This is a genomic window from Streptomyces sp. NPDC034049 (genome assembly GCF_055575575.1).
The window spans coordinates 1-23254 of the sequence record NZ_JBVISJ010000015.1 but is presented as its reverse complement, the minus strand read 5'-3'; the positions used below and the strand labels follow the sequence as shown (position 1 = coordinate 23254).

Below are 23254 nucleotides of genomic sequence, written 5' to 3'. Positions count from 1 at the left end.
GGGATGCGGCGGCGCGCCGACGAAGGCCCGACAACGAAGGCCCGGCACCGTGTGGCACGGTGCCGGGCCTCCTTCCTCCGCCCCTCAGCGCAGGTCTGTGGTGAGCCGGTACCGGCCCGACGGCAGGCGGTACGAGGCCACGCCGTCCGCGTGGCCGAGGAACCGCACGCCGTCCACGCGCGCCAGCGGGGTGCGCCCCTCGCGGACGGCGTCCGCCGAGGTGGCCGGGAGGCGCAGGGTGGCCTCGCTGTTCGCGGGCACGACCGCCTCGTACGCCAGGGTGCGGCCCTCGTCCCCGACCTCCCAGGCGCTGCGGATCTCGCCGTACGGCGAGTCGTACGTGCCGGTGACCCGGGTGATCCGTCCGGTGGGGTCGAGGTGGGGCCGCAGGAGGAAGCGCCGGAAGCCGGGGCCCTCCGGATCGGGGGCGATGCCGGCCACGTAGGAGTACATCCACTCCATGATCGCGCCGTAGGCGTAGTGGTTGAAGGAGTTCATGCCGACCGGGCCGAAACCGGCCTTCTCGGCGTAGGAGTTCCAGCGCTCCCAGACCGTGGTGGCGCCGTTCCGCACCGAGAACAGCCAGGACGGCAGCGCGTCCTGGTACAGCAGCGCGTACGCCAGGTCGGCGCGGCCCTCGTCGGTGAGGACGGGGGCGAGGACGTTGACGCCGAGGAAGCCGACGGACAGGGTGTTCTCGGCGTGGCGGACGCGGATGCTGTCCGGGTGTGCCTTCTTGTAGGCCGCGTCGTTGCCGATGTTGTCCGCCAAGTGGCCGACGAGGGCTCGGCGTTGGGCCTCGGTCTCGTAGAAGCCGAGCTTGAGGACCCACAGCAGCGCGCTCTGGCTGTTGTCCTCGGTCCTCTCGTCCGGGTCGGAGCCGGGTTCGATCGGCGAGGCCTTGCCCAGGCCGGACCGTACGGTGACGCGATCGCCGTCGGTGCTCAGGTACTTGGCGACGAACGCCCGCCTGATGTTCCCGAAGAGCCGCTCGTACTCCTCGGCCTCCGCCGCCCTGCCGATCGCGCGGGCCATCCTCGCCATCAGCCGGGCGGAGTAGCCGTAGTAGACATCGCTCATCAGCTGGGCGCTGGTCTTCTGCGGGGCGAGCCAGTCGCCGGTGAGGGATCCCTGTCCGGCGTAGGTGTCGCCGGTCTGCTGCCGGATCCAGTCCAGGTAGCGCGTCATCGAGGGCCAGTTGCGCTCCACGACGGTGGTGTCGCCGGTCATCTGCCACACGGTCCACGGGAGGACGACTCCGCAGTCCGCCCAACCGCTGCCGCCGCCGGGGAAGTTGTAGCGTCCGCCGGGGGCCACGCCGGTGTACTGCGCCTTGTCCGCGCCGTAGATGGTCTGGGAGTCGACGACGGTGTCCTGGAAGTGGCTGAGGAAGACACCGGCGTCGGCGTTGTAGAGGCCGGTGGTGGCGAAGACCTGGGTGTCGCCGGTCCAGCCGAGGCGTTCGTCGCGCTGCGGGCAGTCGGTGGGCACCCAGAGGTAGTTGCCGCGCTGCCCCCAACGGACGTTGCTCGCCAACTGGTCGACATCCGGATCGTTCGTCGTGACGGTCCCGGTCTCGCGCAGGGCGGAGGTGGCGACCTTGCCCGTCAGCCCGGTGATCGTGACGGTCCGCGTGGTGGTGACGGAGACGTACCGGAAGCCGTAGAAGGTCAGTGTGTCCTGATGGGTCTCGCCCTCCGGGTCGCCCTTGAGGGTGTAGGTGCTGGTGGCCTCGGCGCTGCGGAGGTTGGCCCGGTAGAGCGAGCCCTCGGGGCCGTCCGCGCCGGCGCTGTCGTCGTTGAGCATCTCGCCGAACCGGAACTCGACCCGGGCACCGGCCGGTCCGCGCACTCCGTAGCGGGCCACGCCGACCATGTTCTGGCCGAGGTCGAAGACGGCGGTCTCACCGGCGGAGAGGGTGACCTCGGCGCCGGCCGCCCGCGCGGGGTCGGTCACCGTGCGGGCCGGGTCCACGACGAGGCGTCCCCGGCCATGGGGGCTGTCGTCCTCGCCGGTCACTCCGGTGGCGACGGTGACGGACCACGGCCGCTGGTCCCAGCGGTCCACGAAGCGGGCGCTCTCGCCGGGGTAGGCGATCAGCCGCACGTCCGGGTACCGGTCCTCGAAGGCGACGCGTTCCACGTCCGTCCAGGCGCTGTCGTCGAACCCGGGCGCGGTCCAGCCGGTCGGCTCGCGGCGGGCGTCGTAGGTCTGGCCGTCGTAGATGTCGTCGGCCCGGTGGGGGCCGGTGTCGGTGGCCCGCCAGCCGTCGTCCGGGCGGGTGACGACGGTCTGCGTGGTCCCGTCGGTGTACTCGACCAGCAGCTTCGCCTTGACGGCGAGGGCGTTGCCGTCCGGCGCGTAGTAGGTGCTGCCGTCGGAGACCCGGCCGTTGTACCAGCCGTTGCCCAGGACGACCGCGAGCGTGACGTCGGACGCGTGGCGCAGGTGGCGGGTGATGTCGTAGGTCAGGTAGTCGACGCGGGTGTCGTAGTTCGTCCAGCCCGGTGGCAGCAGTTCGAGGGTGGGGGCGCCGTCCTGGTCGACGGTCACCCGCTCCCCGTAGACGTGGGCCTCGTACACGCCGAGGGCCGAGAGGTACAGCCGCGCCTCGCGCACCCTCCGGTCTCCGCCGACGTGGAGGGGTGCCTCCTTGCGGAGCATGGGCGCGCCGGCCGAGCCGGGGGTCTTCCCCCGCATCCCGATCCACTGCGCGCCGTCCCACCCGGTCACGCCGTCGGTGCTCATCAGACCGGTCTCGAACACGGAGGTCGCGCTGCCCGCCCGGTGGCCCTCGTCGTCCCACACGGCGACGGACCAGTGGTAGCGGGTCGAGGGCCGCAGGGGCTCGCCCGCGTAGGGGACGGCGACGGAGTCGGCGGAGTGGACCCGTCCGCTGTTCCAGACCTCGGCGTGGCCGGCGGTCAGCCGGGCCTCGGACCCGGTGACGAGGATCTGGTACGACCCCTGCCGCCAGCCCCGGGTGTCGGATCGCGTGCGCCACCCGAAGCGCGGGTGGTCGGCGTCCACACCCAGGGGTTCGGTGCGGTGTTCGACGGTGAGCCCCCGTACGGGGCCCTCCGGCGGGCGGGCGGAGGACGCTTCCTCCGCCGCGCTCGTTCCTTCGGCCATGACACTGGCTCCTGTCGACATGGCACCGGCTGTTCGGTCTCTCGGGTTCTGGTCACAGGTCGCGGGTGGTGAACGTGTGCCGTCCCGAGCCGACGACCCGGGCGGGGTGGCCCGGGGCGGGCAACCGGATCTCGGCCGTGGTGTTCGGCGGGAGCTCCACGTCGAGCCGGAAGCGGCCGTTCTCGCGGGTCCAGCGGGCGGACACCACGCCGTACGGGGTGCGATAGCTGCCCTCGGCATGGGTGAGGTCGCCGACGGGGCGGGGGTCGATGACCAGTTCACGGTATCCGGCGCCGCCGGGCGCCTGGCGGATGCCGACGACACCGCTGTGGAACCACTCCTCGATCTGCAGCAGGATCATGTGGTTCTTGGAGTTGCCGATGTCCCAGTCCTCCGGAATGGTCGTCAGACCCCGGGGGTTGGCGGTGGTGGGCGCCATGAAGTGGCCGTAGCTCGGGCGGGTGTCCTCCTGGAGGACGTCCCACAGGAGGTCGTCGTGACCGCCCTCGTGCAGGGCCCTGACGGTCGGGGCGAGCCCGATGGTGCCCCCGCTGAAGTGCGGTCCGCCGCCGAACGGACGGTGCGCGTGGACCAGTTCGACCAGCGCCTGGAGGACCCTGCCGCGCTCGCCGTCGGGAACGAGTCCCTCGTCGAGCGCGAGTGCCTGCGCGGCTTGCGTGGCTCCGGCGGCGCCCCGGTCCCCGTCGGCGGTGTACCGGCCGAGGGCCTTGTTGTAGAAGGCGTCGTTGAACGCGTCCTTGATGTTCTCGGCGAGGTGGCGGTACTCCGCCGCGTCGGCGTCACGCCCGATCAGGGCCGCCATCCGGGCCATGCGGTCGGCGACCTGGTGGTAGCCCCAGGTGCCGGTGATGCGGCCCGAGGTGTTCTCGCTGGCGATCCAGTCGCCCAGGGCCGCGTCCACGAGGTGGGCGTCGGCGCCGGTGCCCGCCTTCCTGGTCCGGATGTAGGTCAGGAACTCCTGCATCCGGGGGTAGTGGCGGCGCATCGTCTGGGTGTCGCCGTACGTCTCGTACGCCAGCCAGGGCACCAGGACGATGCCGTTGCCCCAGTTGATCTCGTCGCCGAAGCGGCCGGTGTACCCCCAGTCGTACACGGGGGCCTTCAGCGCCACGTTGCCGATGTTGTCACCGGACCGGGACTGGCCCTCGACCAGGTGGCGCTGCATGGTGCGCAGGTAGGCCGCGTAGCCGAAGGTGCGGTGCACGGCGCCGAAGGGCTGGACGTAGTCGGCGGGATAGGCGAGCTTCTCCCGGCCGGGGCAGTCCGTGAAGGTGGACATGACGTTGCTCATGATCGAGTAGCGGGACATGCGGTGCACCCGGTTGATCCGGTCGTCGGAGGTGTGCAGGGAGCCGGCCTTCGGGACGTCCGCGTGGATCTGCAGCCCGGTCACGGTGTCCAGGGTGTGGACGTAGTCCTCCGGCAGGCCGGTCACCTGGAGCCACTGCATGCCGAAGTAGTGGAACCGCGGGTGCCAGCGTTCGCCCCGCTCGTCGCCGTACGTCGTGTAGGCGGCGAACAGGTCGGTGCCGCGGGCGGGGCCGCCGCCCATGAGCGACGCCTGGTCGACGGTGCCGTCGGCCTTCAGCGACTCGGCCGGGTACAGCTTGACCGTGATCCCGGCCGGGAGCGGGCCGTCGAGGTCGAGCAGCGGCCAGCCGGCGAAGTTCTGTCCGAAGTCGAAGACCCAGACGCCGGAACGCGCTTGGGTGACGGCGACCGGACGGATCCTGTCGACGATCCTGAGCGGCTCGGCCGCTCGCCACACCAGTTCGGTGGTGAGGTTGGGCGGCGGTGCGATGCCCGCGTCGGTCCAGCCCATGGCCGTGCCGTCGCGCCGGCGTGCCGACGCGCCGAGGTCCGCGCCGGGCTCGGTCCAGCCGGGCTGTTCGCGGCGGGCGTCGTGGTCGGAGCCGGAGTACCAGCCGGCGGTGACGGTCGGGCCGAGCGCCGCCCGCCAGGAGCGGTCGCTGACGACGGTGTCGACCGTGCCGTCGGCCCTCGTGACCTCCAGACGGGCGATCATCCGCGGCGGTACGGCGGCGCCCGCGCTCGGGTCGACGCCGGCCAGGGAGTTGCCGGAGCCGACCACGACGGCGCCGCTGTCGTGCGCGGCGGAGAGGCCGGGCTCGAAGGAGATGCCAGTGCCGTCGGCGCCCGCGGTGCCGATCGCGGTGACCGTCCGGGACTCCATACGCTCGCCGCCGTCGCTGGTGTCGGGTCTCGGCCGCCCCCTCACCCCGGCATGATCGGTACGGTGAGTGTCGGGGTCTGGATCGGGATCGGGAGAGGGGCGGCGCGGCCGTGAGTGGACAGACGGACATCAGTACGGCGAAAGAGGCCGCCGACCACGAACTCGTCCTCGCGTTCGGGCGGCTGCAGGGCGCGGCCAACCGGCTGGAGTACATCCTCGGGCGGGCACTCGAAGTCGAGTGCGGCATCAGCCATCTGATGTTCGAGGTGCTGCTGATCCTCGGGCGGGCGGGTGAGCCGGGGTTGTCCATGCGGGCCGTCGCCCAGGAGCAGGTGCTCACCACCGGTGGCGCCACCCGGCTGGTGGACCGCATGGTGGCGGCGGGACTGGTGACCCGGGCGGAGTCCCCCGCCGACCGGCGCGGGAAGCTGGTGAGGCTGACCCCGCTGGGCGAGGAGACCACGGTGCGCGCTGCTCATGTCCACGTCGAGAACATCAGGAAGTACTTCCTGAACCCGCTTCCGGAGGCGGATCGGGCGCGGTTCGCGGAGGACCTGCGCATCCTCAGCCACACGGCCAGGGACGTGCTCCCCCGACTGCCCTGACCACACGACGCGACGGGGACCCGGCGAGGGTCGGTCTCCCTCCGCCCGGACGCGGTCCGCGATGCCCACGGTCAGTTCCTCCGCCCGGTCCTCCAGGTTCCATCTCCCGTCGTGGTAGGCGTGGTTGCTGATCCGGAACACGAGGACGCCGTCCCGCAGCGACCGGCTCAGGAGCCCCAGGGACCAGTCGTGGCCGCCGTCGTGCCAGGCGAGCCGGCCGTCCGGGGTGTCGCGCAGGCTCCGGCCGTATCCGTACGAGTTCTCCGACTCCGGCTCCGCCGTACGGGGTTCGAAGAGCCTGTCCCTGGCCCGCGCCGGCAGGATCTCCTCCCCCAGCAGCGCCCGGTGCCAGTGGAACAGGTCGTGGGCGGTGGAGAGCATGCCGCCGTTGCCGCGCTGGTTCCAGTAGGGCCCGTCGGCGGCCCAGGGGTGGTCGAAGGGCCTGCCCCGGGCGCGCCCCTCGCTGTCGTACTCCACCGCGACGAGGTGCCGGGGCCAACGGGGCAGCAGATAGCCGGTCCGCGTCATCCCGGCCGGCGCGAACAGGTGCCGGTTCAGGAACCGTTCGTACGTCTCCCCGGACGCCTCCTCGACGATCGCCGCGAGCACGCTGTAGCCGGTGTCGGAGTAGTGGAACTCCCTGCCCGGGGCGGACCGCAGCCTCGACGACAGGGCACCGCGCACCAACTGCTCCCGCGACACGGGGTCGTAGTCGTCGCCGAGCCCCTCGACCAGGCCCGAGGTGTGCGTGAGCAGATGCTCGACGGTCGAGCGGACGGGGACGTCACTTCGTCCGCCGGGCTCCTGAGCGGTCACTCCCCCAGCAGTCGCCTGAGCCAGCGCAGTCGGGCCTCCCGGGCGTCGACCGAGAGCGCGGCCTGCGGCACGATGCCGTCGAAACCGTGGAAACCGCCCGGCCACACGTGCAGTTCGGCGCGTCCTCGGGCCTGCCAGATCCTGGTGGCGTACGTGACGTCCTCGTCCCGGAAGGTCTCGGCCGACCCGACGTCGATGAAGGCGGGCGGGAGGTCCGAGATGTCGGCCGCGCGGGCGGGAGAGGCGTACGGCGACACGTCGTCGGTGCAGCGCGCCTCTCCCAGCAGGGCGTTCCAGCCGGTCTCGTTGGCGGTCCGGTCCCAGACGCCGAGGCCGGCCATCTGGTGGGCGGAGCATGTGTCGTTGCGGTCGTCGAGCATCGGGCACATCAGCAACTGCCCGAGGAGCCGGGGCTCTTCAGGTCGCGCGCGAGGAGGGCGAGGGCGGCGGCGAGTCCACCGCCGGCGCTGCCGCCCGCCAGCACGATGCGGGCGGGATCGCCGCCGATCTCCTCGGCGTGGGCCGCCGTCCACCGCAGGCCCGCGTAGCAGTCCTCGACGGGTGCCGGGTGCGGATGCTCGGGGGCGAGCCGGTACTCCACCGACACCACGACCAGGCCCAGTTCCTCGGCCCAGTCCAGCGGCAGACTCAGGCGGTTGTTGCCCACGATCAGCCTGACCGGACATCCCGTACTCCAGATCGACGGCCTCGCGGTGCGCTACCCGGGCCGCGGCTTCCGCAAGCCCCCGACCACCGTCATCGAGGAGGTGTCGTTCGAGGTCGGCCGTGCCGAGACGGTGGCCCTCGTGGGCGAGTCCGGCTCGGGGAAGACCACCATCGGCCGAGCGGTGCTGGGGCTCACCCCGGTCAGCGGCGGACGCGTCCTGCTCGACGGGCAGGACATCACCCGCCTCACCGGCCGGGCCCGGCGGCTGCTCGCCCCCGACCTCCAGGCGATCTTCCAGAACCCGTACGGATCGCTCAACCCGGCGCTGCCGGTGGGCCGGACGCTGGCCGAGCCGCTGCTCGCCGGCTCCTCCCGGTCCCCCGGCGAGGTCCGCGACGACATCGCGGGGCTGCTGCGCAGGGTGGGGCTCCCGGAGGACGCGGCGGACCGGTACCCGGCGCAGTTCAGCGGCGGTCAGCGGCAACGCATCGCCATCGCCCGGGCGGTCGCCCGCAAGCCGAAGCTGATCATCTGCGACGAGCCGACCAGCGCTCTCGACGTCACCACCCAGGCGTCGGCGCTGAGCCTGCTCGCGGAGCTCCAGTCCACGCTCGGCTGTGCGTATCTGTTCATCACGCACGACCTGGCCGTCGTCAAGGAGTTCGCGGACCGCACCCTGGTCCTGCAGCACGGACGCATCGTGGAGGAGGGGAACAGCGTCGACGTGTGCGACCGGCCCCGGCACGAGCACACCCGCCGTCTGGTGGCGGCCGCACCCGTGCCCGACCCGGACCTGCAGCGGCAGCGCCGGGAGCAGCGGTCGCTTCAGCTCTCCAGCGGCTCGTAGTCGAACCAGTCGAAGTGCGCGGAGGCCGCGGTGGCGAACATGCCGAACACCCGGCCGGTGAAGCCCCCGGCGACCTCCGTGGACAGATACCGGCCGTCCAGCGAGGCCAGCTCGACGTAGGTGCCGTCCGGTTCCTCGAAGCCGAGCGAGACGTGGTCGGGGCCGGTCCTCGCGTCCTGCACCCGCGTGGGGGCCGTCTCGGCGCGGAGCACCACGGGTCCCGGGGGTACCGGCCGGGATGCCACGACCGTACTCAACGGGCCGATGCGGGCGTGGACCCGCACCTGTCCGGCGCTCGTCTCGACCGAGTAGTGGTGCAGTTCGTCGAGGCGTACGGCGAGGCCGCCGCGCCCCTGCTCCTCCGGCACGTCCACCAGGGTGCGCACCCGGCACGACGAGTGCTGCTGGCGTCGTCCCACGAACGTCACGTCGGCGTCGTCGAGCGACTCGCCGCGGGCCCGCAGGGTCAGTGAACCGGGCCGTTCCTTGGTGGTGCAGTCCTCCGGGAGACGCCGGCGCAGCGAGATCCACCGCGGCGCCAGTTCGGCGGCGTCGAAGTCGTCCCGGCGCTCCGGTGCGGCGGCGGGCGGGCTGAGGGGCCAGGGCGGTGCGGCCATGGTGGTCGACAGTTCACCGACGACGGGCCAGCCGTCCACCCAGTCGACGGGCACCAGGTAGGTCTCGCGGCCGAGTACGTGCCAGCCGGGGGTGCCGCCGCCGGGCCGTACGCCGAGCAGCACCATCCACCACGAGCCGTCGGGGCCCTGCACGAGGTCGGCGTGGCCGGTGTTCTGGATGGGGTGGTCCGTGCCGCGGTGGCTGAGGATCGGGTTGTCCGGGCAGGGCTCGAAGGGGCCCGTGGGGCTGCTGCCCCGGGCGATCGAGACGCCGTGGCCCCGTTCCGTGCCGCCCTCGGCGATGAGCAGGTACCAATGGTCGCCGATGTGGTAGAGGTGCGGTGCCTCGGGGGCCTTGGCGCCGGGTGCCCCGGACCACAGCTGCCGGCGGGTGCCGGACGTCTCCCCGGTGAGGGGGTCGAGGCCGATCTGTCCCACTCCGGCGGTGGTGCACCAGCAGGTGCCGTCGTCGTCCCAGGCGATGTCGGGGTCGATGCCGTGCACGCCGGTCAGCCGGATCGGGTCGGACCAGGGCCCGGCCGGGTCGGTGGCGGTGAACAGCAGGTTGCCGTCGCCGCTGACGTTGGTGACGATCAGCCAGAAGCGGCCGTCGTGGTGGCGCAGGGTGGGTGCGTAGATCCCGCCCGAGGAGGCCGTGTCCAGCGGGAGCCGTAGTTGGCTCGGGCGGTCGAGGGCGTTGCCGATCTGGGTCCAGTGCACCAGGTCCCGGCTGTGGAAGAGGGGGACGCCCGGGAAGTACTCGAAGCTGGAGCAGGCGAGGTAGTAGTCGTCGCCCGCGCGGCAGACGGAGGGATCGGGGTAGAAGCCGGGGATCACCGGATTGCTGACGGTGGGGTCCGTCTCGGACACGCTGGTCACCCTCAGGGGTCCTTTCGCAGTTACGAAAGTTTCTCTGCTTCTGTGGAAAGTTTCCAGAGCAGGCTAGTGAGGGCCGTCCGGGCGGTCAATGGCCTCGCCGGTCGGCTTCCGGGGGCGGAGCGGTGCTGGCCCGGACCGTCAGGGTCGTCGCGATCTCCAGCCCGGCCTGGGGGGCCTGCTCGCCCCGGCCGAGGGTGAGCGCCAGTTCGGTCGCGGCCACGGCCATCTCGGTCAGGGGCTGGTGAACGGTGGTCAGGGGCGGGTCGACCCAGGCCACGACCGGCAGGTCGTCGAATCCGACGACGCTCAGGTCGTCGGGGATCCGCAGTCCCGCCTCGCGTGCCGCCTGGTAGACGCCGAGCGCCTGGAGGTCGTTGGTGGTGAAGATCGCCGTCGGACGGTCGGGCAGGGCCAGCAGGGCGCGCGCCGCGCGCTGTCCCCCCTCACCGGTGAGGGGGGCGTGCACGACGAGTTCCGGGTCGACCGGGAGGCCGGCGGCCCCCATCGCGGAGCGGTAGCCGTCCAGGCGGGCGCAGCAGTACAACTGGTCCCGCGGGCCGGCGATCATCGCGATGCGGCGGTGGCCGAGTTGGGTGAGGTGACGGGTCGCGGCCCGGCCGCCGGACCAGTTGGTGGCGCCGACGAACGGGACGTCGTCGGGCAGTTCCGTGGCCGGGTCGAAGACGACGAACGGGATGCCCTTGGCGGTGAGTTGCGCCCGCTCGGCCTCGGACAGCTGGGCCACGGACAGCACGCAGTTCGGCCGTCGGGAGACGGTGTCGTCCCAGGTGAGCGGGTCCGAGTCGTGCAGTCCGAACTCGGAGACCATGACGCCCACGCGATGGCGGCGGGCGACCCGCTCGACACCCCGGATGATCTCGGCCGCCCACAGGTGCTCCAGCTCGCGGAACACCAGCTCCACGACGTTGTTGCGCTGGGCGCCGGTCGGCTTGCGGTAGCCGTACCGGTCGACCAGTTCCTCGACGCGGGCGCGGGTGTCCGCGGAGACGCCCGACCTGCCGTTGATCACCTTGGAGACGGTGGGGACCGAGACCCCCGCCGACTCGGCGATGAACGCGATCGTGACCGGCCGGGACGTGTCGCCCGGTCCGTCGTCGCCGTCCGGCGGCCCGTCGGCTGTGTGCTCCGCCAAGATCGCCCGCCCGTCCGCTGGTTGTACCCGGTTCATTCTGGCATCCCGTGTCGCCGCGACTGTGGCCTCCGACACGTCCTCATGTTAATTTCTCCGCCGCCGAGAGAGAAACTTTCTTTCTCCCCGAGTTCGCATCTCCCGGCCTGCGGGCCGGTCCCACGCGTCACACACCCCCACTTCGGAAGGTGCACGTGATGACGAGAAGACTCGCAAGCGGACTGACGGCGCTGCTCCTGGCGCTCGTCCTGCCCCCTGATGCCCGCCACCGCACGGGCCGCCGATCCCCCGGCCAGTTCCCCCGCCGCCCGCAGCGCGGTGGCGACCGGGCGTACGGGGTCGACGCGACGCTGGAGGCGCCGTTCTCCCGGGGCGTGCCCTGGCGGATCGATGTGATCACCGCCGACAGCCCGGAGCTCTCGGCCGCCTCCGGCAGCACCACCGGCCTGTCCGTCCCGACCAGGTTCCGGGGCGACCGGCTCGCCACCATGGAGGCCCGTCACGACGAGGGGAGCAACGCGGGCCCGGCGAACTGGACCTCGTACCAGCAGTGGGACACCGCGTTCTCGGCCTGCACGGACGACGCCATCAAGCTGACGGCCGAGTTCTTCACCTCCCTGCGGGAGAACTCCCGGGTGTCGCTCACCTTCCACTTCTGGAGCGGTGCGAAGGCGACGTACCACGTCACCAAGTCGGGCGGCACCGTCACCGGATCACCCGCCTGAGGCCGGCTGTGGGACGGGCGGGGCGGGCGATGACCAGGGGAGAATGCTCTACTTCGGCTGCGTCGCGATCTGGATCAGGTTGCCGCAGGTGTCGTCGAAGACGGCGGTGGTGACGGGGCCCATCTCCACGGGCTCCTGGACGAAGCGCACACCGAGTCCGCGCAGCCGCTCGTACTCCGCGCGCACGTCGTCGACGGCGAACTGGGCGAGGGGGATGCCGTCCTCGACGAGAGCGTCCCGGTAGGTCCTGGCGGCCGGATGACCGGCGGGCTCCAGGAGGAGTTCGGTGCCGTGGGGCTCGTCGGGCGAGACCACGGTCAGCCAGCGGTCCTTCTCGCCCAGCGGGACGTCGTGCTTCTTCACGAAGCCCAGGATCCCGGTGTAGAACTGCTCGGCCCTGGCCTGGTCGTCGACGAAGACGCTGGTCAGATGGATCTTCATGGGGTTTTCTCCTGCCGCGGTCCGGGGCTGTCGGTCGTGGGCCACCGCTCGGCTATCCGCCGCAGTGGGGCCGTGTCGAGGTCGTGGAACTTGTAGCGGCCCTCCCGTCGGGTCGCGACGAGGCCCGCGGACTCCAGCACGGCCAGGTGCTGGGAGACCGCCTGACGCGAGATCCCGAGCTGATGCTTCATGGTCAGGCGGGAGCAGATCTCGAACAGTGTCTGCCCGGACTTCTCGGTGAGTTCGTCGAGGATGACGCGGCGCGTGGGGTCGGCCAGGGCTTTGAACAGGTCGTCGGCCACACCCCCAGCATAGGCAAGTCACCACTTGCCTATCAAGTGCCGGCCGAGGCCAGGCCCGCCAGGTCTACAGCGCGAACAGCTCCGCCGCGTTGTCGTGGCACACCGCCCGCAGCCACTCCTCGCCGAGGCCCAGGCGCTCCAGCGCGTGGAGCTGGTGCACGTACGGATAGGGCAGGTTGGGGAAGTCGGAGCCGAGGAGGACCCGGTCGCCGAGGGCCGCCAGCCGGGGCAGGGCCCGGCGGGGGAACGGCATGAACCCCTCGCTGAAGTCGGTGAACGCCATCGTGGTGTCCAGCCGCACCTCCCCGTACCGCTCGGCGAGACCGAAGAAGTCCTCGTACTCGGGCATCCCCATGTGGGCGACGACCAGCCGCAGCCGGGGGTGCCGGGCCAGCACCCGGGCGATCGGCTCGGGGCCGGTGTGCCTGCCCGGGGCGGGCCCGGAACCACAGTGGATCACCACGGGGACCCCGGCCTCGGCGAGCAGCCCCCAGGCCGGATCGAGGAGTTCGTCGGCGGGGTCGTACGCCCCCACCTGCACATGGGCCTTGAAAACGCGCGCTCCCGCCTCGACGGCCTCCCGGACGTACGCCTCCACGCCCGGCTCCGGATACAGGGTCGCGGTGTGCAGACAGTCGGGGGTGCGGCCGGCGAAGTCGGCCGCCCAGCCGTTCAGCCACCGGGCCATGCCCGGCTTGTGCGGATAGAGCATCGCGGTGAAAGCCCGTACACCGAACTCCCTGAGCAGGGCGGCCCGTCGGGCCTCCTCGTGCCGGTAGGTGATCGGCCACTCCATCCCGCCGGTCAGCGGTCCGAGCCCGTCGAAGTACTCCCACACCTTGCGCAGGACCCGCTCGGGCATGAAGTGCGTGTGGACGTCGACGAGTCCGGGCAGGGAGAGCGCCTCCCAGAACCGGCGGATCTCCGCGGCTTCCTCCCCGGTGGGCATGTCACTCATGGGGCCCATGATCGGCTCCGGCGAGACGCCCGGTCCACCCCCGCGCCCGGGAGATCCCCTGCCGCCGCGACGGCGTCGCGCCGACGCGTGTGCCTGGTGTGGTTCGGCTCCGTCCGGGCACTCGGCCGTCGACCGAGGGGGGACGGCCTGGAGGTGCGGCATGGCGGTACGGCATCGTCTGATCAAGGTGAGCCCGCGGACCGTGTGGGACGTCCTCGCGGACGGCAGCCGGTACGCGGAGTGGGTCGTCGGGACCTCGTCCTCCGAGCCGGTGCGGGGACAGTGGCCGCAGGTCGGTTCGGCGATCGCCTACGAGATCCGGGTGGGCCCCGTGCGACTGGGCAACGAGACGGTCGTCCGGTACTGCGAGGAGGGCGTCGAACTGGGCCTGGAGGCCCGGGCCGGGGTGCTGGGGACCGCGCGGATCTCCGTCGAGCTGCGGCCCTGGGGGCCGTACTGCCTGGTGATCGCGGACGAGCACCCCTTGCAGGGAATGGGCGGAACACTGCACAACGTGGGCGTGGAGGCGATGATCCAACTGCGGCACCGCACGATGCTCGCCCGGCTCGCCAGGCTCTGCGAGGCCGAGGGCACCCCCGAGCAGGAGCCCCGGGCGGAGGCCGGGGCAGGGCGGTCCGCGAGCCCGCGACAGCCGCACGGGGCCGCGGCGCACGGCGGCGCCGACGGCCATGCCTGACGCCGTCGTCGTCGGCGCGGGCCCCAACGGGCTGGTGGCCGCCAATCTGCTGGCCGACGCCGGATGGAGCGTCGAGGTCCTGGAGGAACAGCCCGAGCCCGGCGGCGCGGTGCGCCACGACCGGGAGGTCGACCCCGACTTCGTCAACGACCTCTTCAGCTCCTTCTATCCCCTGGCCGCCGCGTCACCGGTCCTCGCCGGTCTGCGTCTCCACGAGCACGGCCTGCGCTGGAGCCACGCCCCGCACGTCCTCGCCCACCCCCTCAGCGACGACAGGTGTGCGGTGCTCTCCCGCGACATCGACGTCACCGCCGACTCCCTCGACACCTTCCACCCGGGCGACGGGGACGCCTGGAGGCGCCTGCACGCGACCTGGGAACACCTCGGCCCCCACATCGTGGACGCGCTCTTCACCCCCTTCCCGCCGCTGCGCGCCACGGCCCGCCTCGCCGTCCGACTGAGGGCGGCCGGAGGCCTACGGATGGCCCGCACCCTGGTGGCACCGGTGCGCCGGATGGGGGACGAGGAGTTCCGGGGCGAGGGCGGCAGGCTCCTGCTGGCCGGGAACGCCCAGCACGCCGACCTCGCGCCGGAGGCCGCGGGCAGCGGCGGCTACGGCTGGCTGCTGTGCATGCTCGGGCAGACGTACGGCTTCCCCGTGCCGGCCGGCGGCGCCGGCGCCCTGACGGCGGCCCTCGTCGGGCGGCTGCGGGCGCGCGGCGGCGAGGTCCGCTGCGGGCAGCGCGTCCGCCGGGTCCTGGTGCGCGACGGGCGGGCCGCCGGAGTGCTCACCGCCGACGGCGAGACGGTGACCGCCCGCCACGCCGTCCTCGCGGACGTGTCCGCACCGGCCCTCTACGGCGAGCTCGTCGGCCCGGAACACCTTCCCTCCCAGGTGCTGGCCGACCTCAAACGCTTCCAGTGGGACTTCGCCACCTTCAAGGTCGACTGGGCCTGTGACGGACCCGTGCCCTGGCGGGCCGAGGCGGCGGCGAGCGCCGGAACCGTCCACCTGGCCGACGGGGTCGACGAACTGACCCGCTGTGCCGCCCAGATCGCCATGGGCCAGGTACCCGACCGTCCCTTCGCCCTGTTCGGGCAGATGACGACCGCGGACCCCTCCCGCTCGGCCCCGGGCACCGAGGCCGCCTGGGCCTACACCCACGTACCGCACGTGATCAAGTCCGACGCGGGCGACGAGGGCCTGACGGGCACGTGGAACCGTACCGAGCAGGAGCTGATGGCCGATCGCGTCGAACGCCAGGTCGAGCGGTTCGCGCCCGGTTTCCGCTCCCGCATCCGCGCCCGCCGGGTGCTGGCCCCGCCCACCCTCCAGTCCCTCGACCGCAACCTGTACGGCGGCGCCCTCAACGGCGGCACCGCCGCTCTGCACCAGCAGCTGGTCTTCCGCCCCACCCCCGGCACCGGCCGCCCCGAGACACCCGTGGACGGGCTCTACCTCGCCTCCGCCTCCGCCCACCCCGGCGGCGGGGTCCATGGCGCTCCCGGCGCCAACGCCGCCCGCGCCGCACTGCGCAGGCACCGGCTGCCCGGCATGACCCGCGCCCAACGCGCTCTCGCCCACCGGGACCGCACGGGCCGGAAGACCGGCCTGCGCCGGTGACACCGGACCCGGACGAGGGACGGACCCGCGCGAGGGAGAAGAGACAAAGGAGGGCCTGCCATGGACGACAGTCCCCTCGCGGACCGCACCGTCGTCGTGACCGGAGCGGCACGCGGCATCGGAGCGGCGCTGGCCCACCGACTCGCCCGTCGGGGCGCCCGCCTGGCCCTCCTCGACCACGACGGACCGGCGGTGGAGGCGACCGCCGACGCCCTTCCCGGCCCGGCGCTGGCCCTCCGCGTCGACGTCACCGACAGTGCGGCTCTCGACGAGGCCGCCGCGACCGTCCGCGGGCGCCTCGGCCCGCCCTCGGTCGTCGTGGCCAACGCGGGCGTCGCCGAGGGCGGCCCCTTCGCCGGGTCGGACCCCGCCACCTGGCGGTGGATCATCGACGTCAACCTGATCGGCAGCGCCCAGACGGCCCGGACCTTCCTGCCGGACCTGACGAGGACCGCCGGCTACCACCTGCAGATCGCCTCCCTGGCCTCCATCGGCGCCGCGCCCATGATGAGCGCGTACTGCGCGTCCAAGTCCGGGGTCGAGGCGTTCGCCCACACCCTGCGCGCCGAGACCGCACACCACGGTGTGGCCGTCGGCATCGCCTACGTCGGCTGGACCGACACCGAGCTGATCCGCGACGCCGAGCGGTACTCGGCCGTGCGGGAGCTGCGTGCCCACATGCCGCCGCCCGCCCGGCACGTGCAGCCCGTCGACACCGTCGCCGCCCGCCTGGCCCGCGCCGTCGAACAGCGCCGTACCGCCGTCTACATCCCCCGCTGGCTCCGCCTGACCCAGCTGACCCGGGCCGCGATCCCACCCCTCGTCCTGCGCGCGACCCGCCGCACCCTCCCCCGCCTCGAATCCGAACACGCCTTGCGCCCCACGGGCCTCCTCGGCCCCGGCGGCCACTCCGACGCCACGTCCTGACGCTCGGCTACCCAGGGAACTCGGACCGATACTCTCCGGAATCGCGACGACGACGATGCGAGGAGAGACCTATGGATGCGGGCAGGCGGCAGTTTCTCGGCAGGTGGGGAGCCGTGGTGACGGGAGCGGCGGCGCCTCTCGCTCTCCCCCGGCCGGCGCTCCAGGAGAGCCACGCCCGTCCGACCGATCCCGTGAACCCGACCGATCCGATCAACCCGGTCGATCCGGTCGATCCGGTCGACCCCGTCACCCGCACCGAGCACGAGCGGTTCATGGGCCTGGCCATCGAGCAGGCGCGGCGGAACCCCCAGTGGCCGTTCGGCGCGGTGATCGTCGGCAGCCGTACCGGCGAGGTCCTGGGGAGCGGGGTCAACGAAGGGGCGGACAGCCCGCTGCTGCACGGCGAGGTCGTCGCCATGAACGACTACGTACGGCGGCACGGCAACCAGGGCTGGGCCGGGACCACCCTGTACACGACGGGTGAGCCCTGTTCGATGTGCATGAGCGCGCTGGCGTGGGCGGATGTGCGGCGCGTGGTCTGGGCGAGCTCGATCGACGAGATCCGCCGCACCGACGTCATCCAGATCGCCCTGACCGCACGGCAGGTGGCCGCCGCCGCCCGGTCCTTCTACACCCCCGAACTGCTCCTCGGCGGCATCCTGTCCGACCGGACCAACCGCCTCTTCCTGGAGGCCCGCCGCCTGCGACAGGGCACGGACGCCGGGGGCGAAGACACCTCCCGGCGAGGTACGCGCAGCCGGCAGCCCGTCTGATCCGATCCGCCTTCGCGACCGAGGCGCCGGGCACGGCCCGAGGTGCGCAGCGGCCCGGCCCGGGCGAACCTGATGATCATGCGGCGGGACAGCGGACGAGACGGGGACGACGGTACCGGCGAGACCGGCGATGTCGTAGAAGCGGCGCTGGACGAGCTGTATGCCACCCCGCCGCCCGCGTTCGTCTCGCGCCGCGAGGGCCTGGCCACCGAGGCCAAGGCCGCCGGACGCGTGGCGGACGCCCGGCGGATCCGTGCCGCCCGCCGCCCCTCGCTCGCGGCCTGGGCCGCGAACCTGCTGCTGCGGTCCCGGCCGGAGGAGAGCCGGGCGTTCCTGGAACTCGGACGCGCGCTGCGCGAGGCGTACGGGAGTCTGGACGCCGACGGGATCAGGGAGCTGTCCGAGCAGCGCAGAAGCGTCGTCGCCGCGATGTCCCGGCAGGCCGCCGAGCTGGCCGTCGGGGCCGGGCATCGGCTGTCGGACCCGGTGCTGCGCGAGGTCGAGACGACCCTGCGGGCGGTGCTCGCGGACCAGGACGCGGCCGACCGATGGGCCACCGGCCGCCTGCAGAGCGCCCTCACGCCACCGTCGGATTTTCCCGGCCCCACGGCCGTGCGCCCGGATCACCCCCGGAAGCCCGTCGGAGCGGCCCCCGAGTCATCTCCCGCGCACAGGCGCGCACGGGACGAGGTCGCCGAACAGCGCCGCCGGAAGCAGGAGCGCCTCGCCGAGGAGAAGCGGGATCGACTGGCGAAGGAGAAACAGCAACGGCTCGCGAAGGAGAAGCAGGAACGGCTGGCGAAGGAGAAGGAGGAGCGGCTGGAGCGGGAGAGGCGAGAGCGCCTCGGGCGGGCGCGCGAGGCGGCTCGGGCCGCCGACCGGCGGTTGCGGCAGGCGCGCGAGGACCTCCGGCGGGCGGAGCGGCAGCAGCGTGCGGCGGAGAAGCAGTGCGCGGAGGCCGCCGAGGCCGTCTCCCGGGCCGAGCAGGCGGCCCGCGACGCCGCTTCCGAGGTGGAGCGGTTGTCAGGACGTACCCGTTAGCGAACGGGTTGGATGGCCCGTATGACGACAGTGGAAGGCATCGACGCTCGCGGTACGCACCACTGCGAGACGACGACCCTGGGGGTGCTGCTGCGGCACCAAGGGGTCGACCTGTCCGAGCCCATGCTCTTCGGCCTCGGCTCCGGCCTGTCCTTCATCTACTGGGACAGCAGGAACATGGACTTTCCGTTCCTCGGCGGGCGGGTCAAGCCGTTCGAACTCACCAGGAACCTGGCCGCCCGCCTCGATCTGGAGCTGGTGGTCAAGGAGACCGCCTCGCCCCGCAGGGCGTGGGAGAACGCGCGGGCCCCCCTCGACGCCGGCCGGCCGGTCGGACTCCAACTCGACAGCTACCACCTGGAGTACTTCTCCTCGAAGGTGCACTTCGGCGGCCATGTGGTCGCCCTGTACGGCTACGACGACCGCGACGCCCACCTGGTGGACACCGACCAGCAGGGCGGAGCGGTGTCCACCAGCCTGACGAGCCTGGCCGAGGCCCGGGCCGCGCGGGGCCCGATGAGCGCCCGGCACCGCTCGTTCACCCTCACCGCGCCCCCGGGTGGCGCACCCGCCCCGGCGGACCGGATCGTCGCGGCCGTCACCGCCTGCGCCGACGCCTTCCTCCACCCGCCCATCGCCAATCTGGGGCACCGGGGCATCGAGAAGGCCGGCAAGCTCGTACCGACGTGGCTCCGGCGCACCGACGATCCGCGACGGGATCTGCCGCAGGCCGCGCTCCTGATGGAGAAGGCCGGCACCGGCGGCGCCCTCTTCCGCAACCTCTACCGCGACTTCCTCGCCGAGTGCGCCGAACTGCTCGACAGCGACCGGCTGCGCGCGGGCCACGCGCGGTACGCCGAGGCGGCCACCCTCTGGACGGAGGTGGCGGCGCTGATCGAGAAGGCCGGTGCGTCGGGCGAGGAGGAGTGTCTGCGGCGAGCGGGCGCGGTGCTCGGAGATCTCGCGCGCGTCGAGCGCGAGGCCATGGGGGAACTGAGCCGCCTGGAGGCGTAGTCGGGCGACGAGACGTATGCCACTCGTTCGATGCTCCCTTAAATGCGAATCTCATATGCAACATTGCTAGGCTGCTGCCGTGAGGCTGACCAGATACACGGATCTCGCACTCCGGGCAGTGATGCGCCTGGCCGTCGTGGACGGCGAGGAGTTGCTGACCACGCGGCAGATCGCCGACTCCATGACCGTCCCCTATACGCACATGGCGAAGGCCATCGCGCAGTTGCAGCACCTGGGGGTGATCGAGGCGCGGCGCGGCCGCAACGGCGGGCTGACGCTCACCGACGCGGGGCGGGGCACTCAAGTGGGGGATCTGGTCAGGACGTTGGAGGGCGACCGGGAAGCCGTGGTGTGCGAGGGCGACACCCCGTGTCCCCTCGCGGGCGCGTGCCGGCTGCGACGGGCGCTGCGACAGGCACAGGACGCCTTCTACTCCTCGCTGAACGGCGTGACCGTGGCCGATCTGGTCGCGTCGCCGACGGGACCGGTCCTGCTGGCCCTCGGCGCTCCCCCGGACTGACCGGTACGCGGGTGCCGGATGGCGACCGCCTGCCCGTTTCCGCGACCACCAATACGAGTCTTGTACAGGAGTGTGTCTGATGCTTTCCCCGCAGTCGGCCCCCGTCGTACGCGCGACGCTTCCCGTGGTGGGAGCCTCGCTGACCACGATCACGGACGTGTTCTACCGGCGGCTGTTCGAAGAACACCCGGAGCTGCTGCGGCATCTGTTCAACCGCTCCCACCAGGCGTCCGGCGCCCAGCGCGAGGCCCTGGCCGGCGCGGTGGCGGCCTTCGCCACCCTCCTGGTCGAGCGGCCCGACGAGCGCCCGGACGCCGTCCTCGCGCGCATCGCCCACAAGCACGTCTCCCTCGGTGTCACCGCGGACCAGTACCCGCTGGTGGGCCGCCACCTGCTCGCGGCCGTCGGCGAAGTCCTCGGTGACGCGGTCACCACCGAGGTGGGTGCCGCGTGGGACGAGGTCTACTGGCTGATGGCCAACGCCCTGATCGCCTTGGAGGCCCGCCTGTACACCGAGGCCGGTGTGGCGGACGGTGAGGTGTGGCGGCCCATGGAGATCGCCGAGCGCCGCCAGGAGTCCGCCGACGCCGTGTCCCTGGTCCTGCGCAGGCCCGACGGGCGCCCGACGCCCGCGTTCGGCCCCGGTCAGTACGTCAGTGTCCGCGTGGAACTTCCCGACGGGGCCCGGCAGATCCGCCAGTACAGCCTGTCCACGGCCCCCGACCACAAGACCTGGCGCATCACGGTCAAGCGCGAGAGGGCCGCCGACGGGACCGTGCCCGACGGCGAGGTCTCGTCCTGGCTGCACGCCCATGCCGAGGTGGGCGATGTCCTGGACGTCTCACTGCCCGCCGGCGACCTCGTGCTGCCGGAGGGCGACACCCCGCTCCTGCTCGCCTCCGCCGGCATCGGCATCACCCCGATGCTGTCGATGCTCGACCATCTGGCCCTCACCTCCTCCACGCGCCCCGTCACCGTCGTGCACGCCGACCGCTCCCCGCTCGACCATGTCCACCGCGACGAGCAGGCGGACCTCGTCAGCCGGCTGCCCCATGCCGAGCTGCACCTGTGGTACGAGCACGACGCCCACCGCTCCCCCGGCACCCACGTCTTCACCGGACGCACCGCACTGGACCACCTCACCCCCGGCCCCGACACCGCCGCCTACCTCTGCGGGCCGCTGCCCTTCATGCGCGCGGTGCGGGGGGAGTTGCTGGCCAAGGGGCTGCGTCCGGCCGCCGTCCACTACGAGGTGTTCGGCCCCGACCTCTGGCTCGTCAGGTGAGCGGGACGCGAGACGTCCCTGACATCCGCGACCGCGGGGACGTGGAGCGGCTGGTCGGCGCGTTCTACGACGAGGTCCTCGGCGATCCCCTCATCGGCCGGTTCTTCACGGAGGTGGCACGTGTGGACCTGGCCGCCCATCTGCCCGTGATGGCCGACTTCTGGGAGAGCGCCCTGCTCTCGCCGGGCGTCTACCGCCGCAACGCCCTCCGCGCGCACCGCGCGCTGCACGCCGAGAGCCCGCTGCGCGCCGAGCACTTCGACCGCTGGCTGGAGCTGTGGTCGGCGGTGGTGCGGCGACGGCACGCGGGACCGGTGTCCGAGCGCGCGATCACCAAGGCGCACGCCGTGGCGCGCGCCCTACTGCACAACACCGCGGGCGACGGCCCACCCCGCCCGGCCCCCGGGCCCGTCCTCGTCACCATCGAGCCGCCGGCCGGGGCGCATCGGCCGGGCCGGTCCGGCTAGGGTCTGTTTCATAAGTGGATCAAGGTTTTTCATGATCCACTCGTGGGGCGTGGAGATCTGACGAGTGAGCAATGGGCCAGGCTGGAGCCGTTGCCGATGGGCATGAAACCGGGCGGCCTCCGGTCCGGTCCAAGCGGCAGCTGATCAACGGCATACGGTGGCGGACGCGGACCGGAGCGCCTTGGCGCGACGTTCCCCCACGCTACAGCGGGTGGAAGACCGTCTACGGCCTCTTCCGGCGCTGGCAGCACGACGGCACCCGGAGCCGGATCCTCACCCAGCTGCGGGCTGAAGCCGACGCAAGAGGTCTGATCACCTGGGACGTGAGCGTGGACTCCACGGTCGCGCGGGCGCATCAGCACGCTGCAGGCGCCCGCAAAAGGGGGATCTGCATCGGGACAAACCCGGCGGAGCCGTAGCCGAGCCCGCCGACCACGGGCTCGGACGCTCACGCGGTGGACTGACCACGAAGGTGCACCTGGCGGTCGAGCAGGGACAGAAGCCGCTGTCCTTCCTGGTCACCGCCGGCCAGCGACCCCCACTTCAAGCCAGCCCTGGAGCGCATCCGGGTGCCGCGCGCGGGTGTCGGCAGGCCGCGCCGCCGCCCAGGGCGAGTGCGGGCAGACAAGGCCTACGGATCCCGAGCCAACCGCGACTACCTGCGCAAACGTGGGATCCGCTGCACGATTCCGGAGAAGTCCGACCAGGTCCGCAACCGCAAGAAGCTCGGCACCCGAGGCGGCCGTCCGCCGAAGTTCGACAAGGTCGGCTACCGCGAGCGCCATGCGGTCGAATGCGGGATCAACCGCCTCAAGCGCCATCGAGCGGTGGCCACCAGGTACGACAAGCTGGCCGCCCGCTACGAGGCCACCGTCACCATCGCCGTCATCAACGACTGGCTCTGATCTGCTCGGCCAACCTCGGCCAGGGAGAAACGCGGTATCGCTGCAGATGCGCGGGCTTCTAGCCTGTAGGCCATGCATCAGCCCAGACGGCGCGACCGGCGCCTTGCTCGCCGCGTGCCACCGGAGCGGGCCCGGCGCCAGTCCTCGCAGCTCACGGCTGCCGGGGCTGATGTGGTTCTGGTTGGCTACTTCTCGGCGAAACAGAAGGACTTCGAAGCGCTCATGACGTCGGCAACTGCGGAACTGGCAGCGCGGGGTGCTCGGGTCGTCGTGCACATTGTGCAGCGGCGAGGCGTCTCGGACGGCGGGGTTCAGAAGATGGGCCTGCCCTACTCCTCGCGGACTCTGCTGAGCTATGGAAAGGTCCGCGAGGTGGCTCAGGCGTGCGACCAGGCCAAAGCTGACGCGGTAATCTTCGTTGCCTCTTTGACCGAGCGCCAGCAGCGCGTGCTGACAGCAATGCTTGGCCGCCCCGCCGTAAGCCTCTCCGACATCCTCGCCGCCGACTGGGGTCTGTTGTGAAAGTGCTGGTCACAGCTCTTCGTTGATGGCTGCGACCAGCACGGTCGCTTCGAAGCGGAGGGCGAGTTTGTCGTAACGAGTGGCGACGGCCCGGTGGCGCCTGAGGCGGTTGATCCCGCACTCGA

20 protein-coding genes and 4 pseudogenes are annotated in these 23254 nt (G+C 72.3%); 14 read left to right on the top strand and 10 right to left on the bottom strand.

The features are described 5' to 3' along the window. Window positions 1-84: 84 nt before the first annotated feature. Window positions 85-3132 carry a family 78 glycoside hydrolase catalytic domain gene (locus tag ACZ52C_RS33215; protein ID WP_469078253.1) on the bottom strand — a complete coding sequence of 1016 codons (3048 nt, stop codon included), beginning with the start codon at window positions 3130-3132 and terminating at the stop codon, window positions 85-87. 52 nt (window positions 3133-3184) lie between these two features. Beyond that, on the bottom strand, window positions 3185-5347 hold the full coding sequence (locus ACZ52C_RS33210) for a family 78 glycoside hydrolase catalytic domain (RefSeq protein ID WP_469078252.1): 2163 nt from the start codon (window positions 5345-5347) through the stop codon (window positions 3185-3187). A 110-nt stretch (window positions 5348-5457) separates the two neighbouring features. On the opposite strand from ACZ52C_RS33210, the gene ACZ52C_RS33205 reads away from it, so the two are divergent. Beyond that, window positions 5458-5952 (top strand): MarR family winged helix-turn-helix transcriptional regulator, encoded by a 495-nt coding sequence (locus ACZ52C_RS33205; RefSeq protein WP_469078419.1) that lies wholly within the window; start codon window positions 5458-5460, stop codon window positions 5950-5952. A 201-nt stretch (window positions 5953-6153) separates the two neighbouring features. On the opposite strand, the pseudogene ACZ52C_RS33200 reads toward ACZ52C_RS33205, so the two are convergent. Continuing rightward, window positions 6154-6768 (bottom strand): annotated as a pseudogene (locus tag ACZ52C_RS33200) (serine hydrolase domain-containing protein); the annotation flags it as partial. Next, window positions 6765-7441: pseudogene (locus ACZ52C_RS33195) on the bottom strand (alpha/beta hydrolase fold domain-containing protein); the annotation flags it as partial. The pseudogenes ACZ52C_RS33200 and ACZ52C_RS33195, both read right to left, overlap by 4 nt. A gap of 1 nt (window position 7442) precedes the next feature. Here ACZ52C_RS33195 and ACZ52C_RS33190 point away from each other — a divergent pair. Then, on the top strand, window positions 7443-8282 hold the full coding sequence (locus ACZ52C_RS33190; RefSeq protein WP_469078418.1) for an ABC transporter ATP-binding protein: 840 nt from the start codon (window positions 7443-7445) through the stop codon (window positions 8280-8282). Here ACZ52C_RS33190 and ACZ52C_RS33185 read toward each other — a convergent pair. Then, entirely contained in the window at window positions 8261-9784 is a 1524-nt protein-coding gene (locus ACZ52C_RS33185) for a glycoside hydrolase family 43 protein (protein ID WP_469078417.1), read from the bottom strand. The genes ACZ52C_RS33190 and ACZ52C_RS33185 overlap by 22 nt on opposite strands. 79 nt (window positions 9785-9863) lie before the next feature. Beyond that, entirely contained in the window at window positions 9864-10967 is a 1104-nt protein-coding gene (locus tag ACZ52C_RS33180) for a LacI family DNA-binding transcriptional regulator (protein ID WP_469078251.1), read from the bottom strand. A gap of 158 nt (window positions 10968-11125) precedes the next feature. Between ACZ52C_RS33180 and ACZ52C_RS33175 the strand changes: the two genes are divergently transcribed. Next, window positions 11126-11653 (top strand): hypothetical protein, encoded by a 528-nt coding sequence (locus tag ACZ52C_RS33175; protein ID WP_469078250.1) that lies wholly within the window; start codon window positions 11126-11128, stop codon window positions 11651-11653. A 48-nt stretch (window positions 11654-11701) separates the two neighbouring features. Here the strand turns inward: ACZ52C_RS33175 and ACZ52C_RS33170 are convergent, their stop codons facing one another. The 3 genes from ACZ52C_RS33170 to ACZ52C_RS33160 form a co-directional block, all read right to left on the bottom strand. Beyond that, window positions 11702-12094 carry a VOC family protein gene (locus ACZ52C_RS33170; RefSeq protein WP_469078249.1) on the bottom strand — a complete coding sequence of 131 codons (393 nt, stop codon included), beginning with the start codon at window positions 12092-12094 and terminating at the stop codon, window positions 11702-11704. Further along, window positions 12091-12396, bottom strand: coding sequence for an ArsR/SmtB family transcription factor (locus ACZ52C_RS33165; protein ID WP_469078248.1), 306 nt, complete (start codon window positions 12394-12396; stop codon window positions 12091-12093). Before ACZ52C_RS33165 ends, ACZ52C_RS33170 begins: the two co-directional genes overlap by 4 nt. 64 nt (window positions 12397-12460) lie before the next feature. Then, complete coding sequence (locus ACZ52C_RS33160; protein WP_469078247.1) at window positions 12461-13363, bottom strand: amidohydrolase family protein; 903 nt, start codon at window positions 13361-13363, stop codon at window positions 12461-12463. A 151-nt stretch (window positions 13364-13514) separates the two neighbouring features. On the opposite strand from ACZ52C_RS33160, the gene ACZ52C_RS33155 reads away from it, so the two are divergent. The 11 genes and pseudogenes from ACZ52C_RS33155 to ACZ52C_RS33105 all read left to right on the top strand — a co-directional run bounded on the left by ACZ52C_RS33155 (window position 13515) and on the right by ACZ52C_RS33105 (window position 23129). Next, entirely contained in the window at window positions 13515-14051 is a 537-nt protein-coding gene (locus tag ACZ52C_RS33155) for an SRPBCC family protein (protein WP_469078246.1), read from the top strand. Further along, window positions 14044-15675 (top strand): phytoene desaturase family protein, encoded by a 1632-nt coding sequence (locus ACZ52C_RS33150; RefSeq protein ID WP_469078245.1) that lies wholly within the window; start codon window positions 14044-14046, stop codon window positions 15673-15675. The genes ACZ52C_RS33155 and ACZ52C_RS33150 overlap by 8 nt, the downstream gene beginning before the upstream one ends. Before the next feature lie 60 nt (window positions 15676-15735). After that, entirely contained in the window at window positions 15736-16602 is an 867-nt protein-coding gene (locus ACZ52C_RS33145; RefSeq protein ID WP_469078244.1) for an SDR family oxidoreductase, read from the top strand. Window positions 16603-16793: 191 nt separating this feature from the next. Then, on the top strand, window positions 16794-17375 hold the full coding sequence (locus tag ACZ52C_RS33140; RefSeq protein ID WP_469078243.1) for a nucleoside deaminase: 582 nt from the start codon (window positions 16794-16796) through the stop codon (window positions 17373-17375). Window positions 17376-17453: 78 nt separating this feature from the next. Then, the gene (locus ACZ52C_RS33135; protein ID WP_469078242.1) at window positions 17454-18416 is read left to right on the top strand and encodes a hypothetical protein; all 963 of its coding nucleotides are present in this window, start codon (window positions 17454-17456) and stop codon (window positions 18414-18416) included. Between the two features lie 21 nt (window positions 18417-18437). Next, window positions 18438-19430 (top strand): BtrH N-terminal domain-containing protein, encoded by a 993-nt coding sequence (locus ACZ52C_RS33130; protein ID WP_469078241.1) that lies wholly within the window; start codon window positions 18438-18440, stop codon window positions 19428-19430. 79 nt (window positions 19431-19509) lie between these two features. Next, complete coding sequence (locus tag ACZ52C_RS33125) at window positions 19510-19950, top strand: RrF2 family transcriptional regulator (RefSeq protein ID WP_469078240.1); 441 nt, start codon at window positions 19510-19512, stop codon at window positions 19948-19950. Window positions 19951-20029: 79 nt separating this feature from the next. Continuing rightward, window positions 20030-21235 (top strand): globin domain-containing protein, encoded by a 1206-nt coding sequence (locus ACZ52C_RS33120; protein ID WP_469078239.1) that lies wholly within the window; start codon window positions 20030-20032, stop codon window positions 21233-21235. Next, a complete protein-coding gene (locus ACZ52C_RS33115; protein ID WP_469078238.1) occupies window positions 21232-21702 on the top strand; it encodes a group III truncated hemoglobin in 471 nt (156 codons plus the stop codon). The genes ACZ52C_RS33120 and ACZ52C_RS33115 overlap by 4 nt, the downstream gene beginning before the upstream one ends. A 42-nt stretch (window positions 21703-21744) precedes the next feature. Then, window positions 21745-22607 (top strand): annotated as a pseudogene (locus ACZ52C_RS33110) (IS5 family transposase). A gap of 72 nt (window positions 22608-22679) precedes the next feature. Further along, on the top strand, window positions 22680-23129 hold the full coding sequence (locus ACZ52C_RS33105; protein ID WP_469078237.1) for an HflX-like GTP-binding protein: 450 nt from the start codon (window positions 22680-22682) through the stop codon (window positions 23127-23129). 9 nt (window positions 23130-23138) lie between these two features. Here the strand turns inward: ACZ52C_RS33105 and ACZ52C_RS33100 are convergent. After that, window positions 23139-23254, bottom strand: a pseudogene (locus ACZ52C_RS33100) (IS5 family transposase); the annotation flags it as partial.

Coding starts and splice junctions, on each gene's coding strand:
- ACZ52C_RS33150 (WP_469078245.1), top strand. CDS start 14,044: ATGCCTGACGCCGTCGTCGTCGGCGCGGGCCCCAACGGGCTGGTGGCC.
- ACZ52C_RS33120 (WP_469078239.1), top strand. CDS start 20,030: ATGCTTTCCCCGCAGTCGGCCCCCGTCGTACGCGCGACGCTTCCCGTG.
- ACZ52C_RS33210 (WP_469078252.1), bottom strand. CDS start 5,347: ATGGAGTCCCGGACGGTCACCGCGATCGGCACCGCGGGCGCCGACGGC.
- ACZ52C_RS33175 (WP_469078250.1), top strand. CDS start 11,126: ATGACGAGAAGACTCGCAAGCGGACTGACGGCGCTGCTCCTGGCGCTC.
- ACZ52C_RS33155 (WP_469078246.1), top strand. CDS start 13,515: ATGGCGGTACGGCATCGTCTGATCAAGGTGAGCCCGCGGACCGTGTGG.
- ACZ52C_RS33160 (WP_469078247.1), bottom strand. CDS start 13,363: ATGGGCCCCATGAGTGACATGCCCACCGGGGAGGAAGCCGCGGAGATC.
- ACZ52C_RS33170 (WP_469078249.1), bottom strand. CDS start 12,094: ATGAAGATCCATCTGACCAGCGTCTTCGTCGACGACCAGGCCAGGGCC.
- ACZ52C_RS33215 (WP_469078253.1), bottom strand. CDS start 3,132: ATGGCCGAAGGAACGAGCGCGGCGGAGGAAGCGTCCTCCGCCCGCCCG.
- ACZ52C_RS33105 (WP_469078237.1), top strand. CDS start 22,680: ATGCATCAGCCCAGACGGCGCGACCGGCGCCTTGCTCGCCGCGTGCCA.
- ACZ52C_RS33135 (WP_469078242.1), top strand. CDS start 17,454: ATGCGGCGGGACAGCGGACGAGACGGGGACGACGGTACCGGCGAGACC.
- ACZ52C_RS33180 (WP_469078251.1), bottom strand. CDS start 10,967: ATGAACCGGGTACAACCAGCGGACGGGCGGGCGATCTTGGCGGAGCAC.
- ACZ52C_RS33145 (WP_469078244.1), top strand. CDS start 15,736: ATGGACGACAGTCCCCTCGCGGACCGCACCGTCGTCGTGACCGGAGCG.
- ACZ52C_RS33130 (WP_469078241.1), top strand. CDS start 18,438: ATGACGACAGTGGAAGGCATCGACGCTCGCGGTACGCACCACTGCGAG.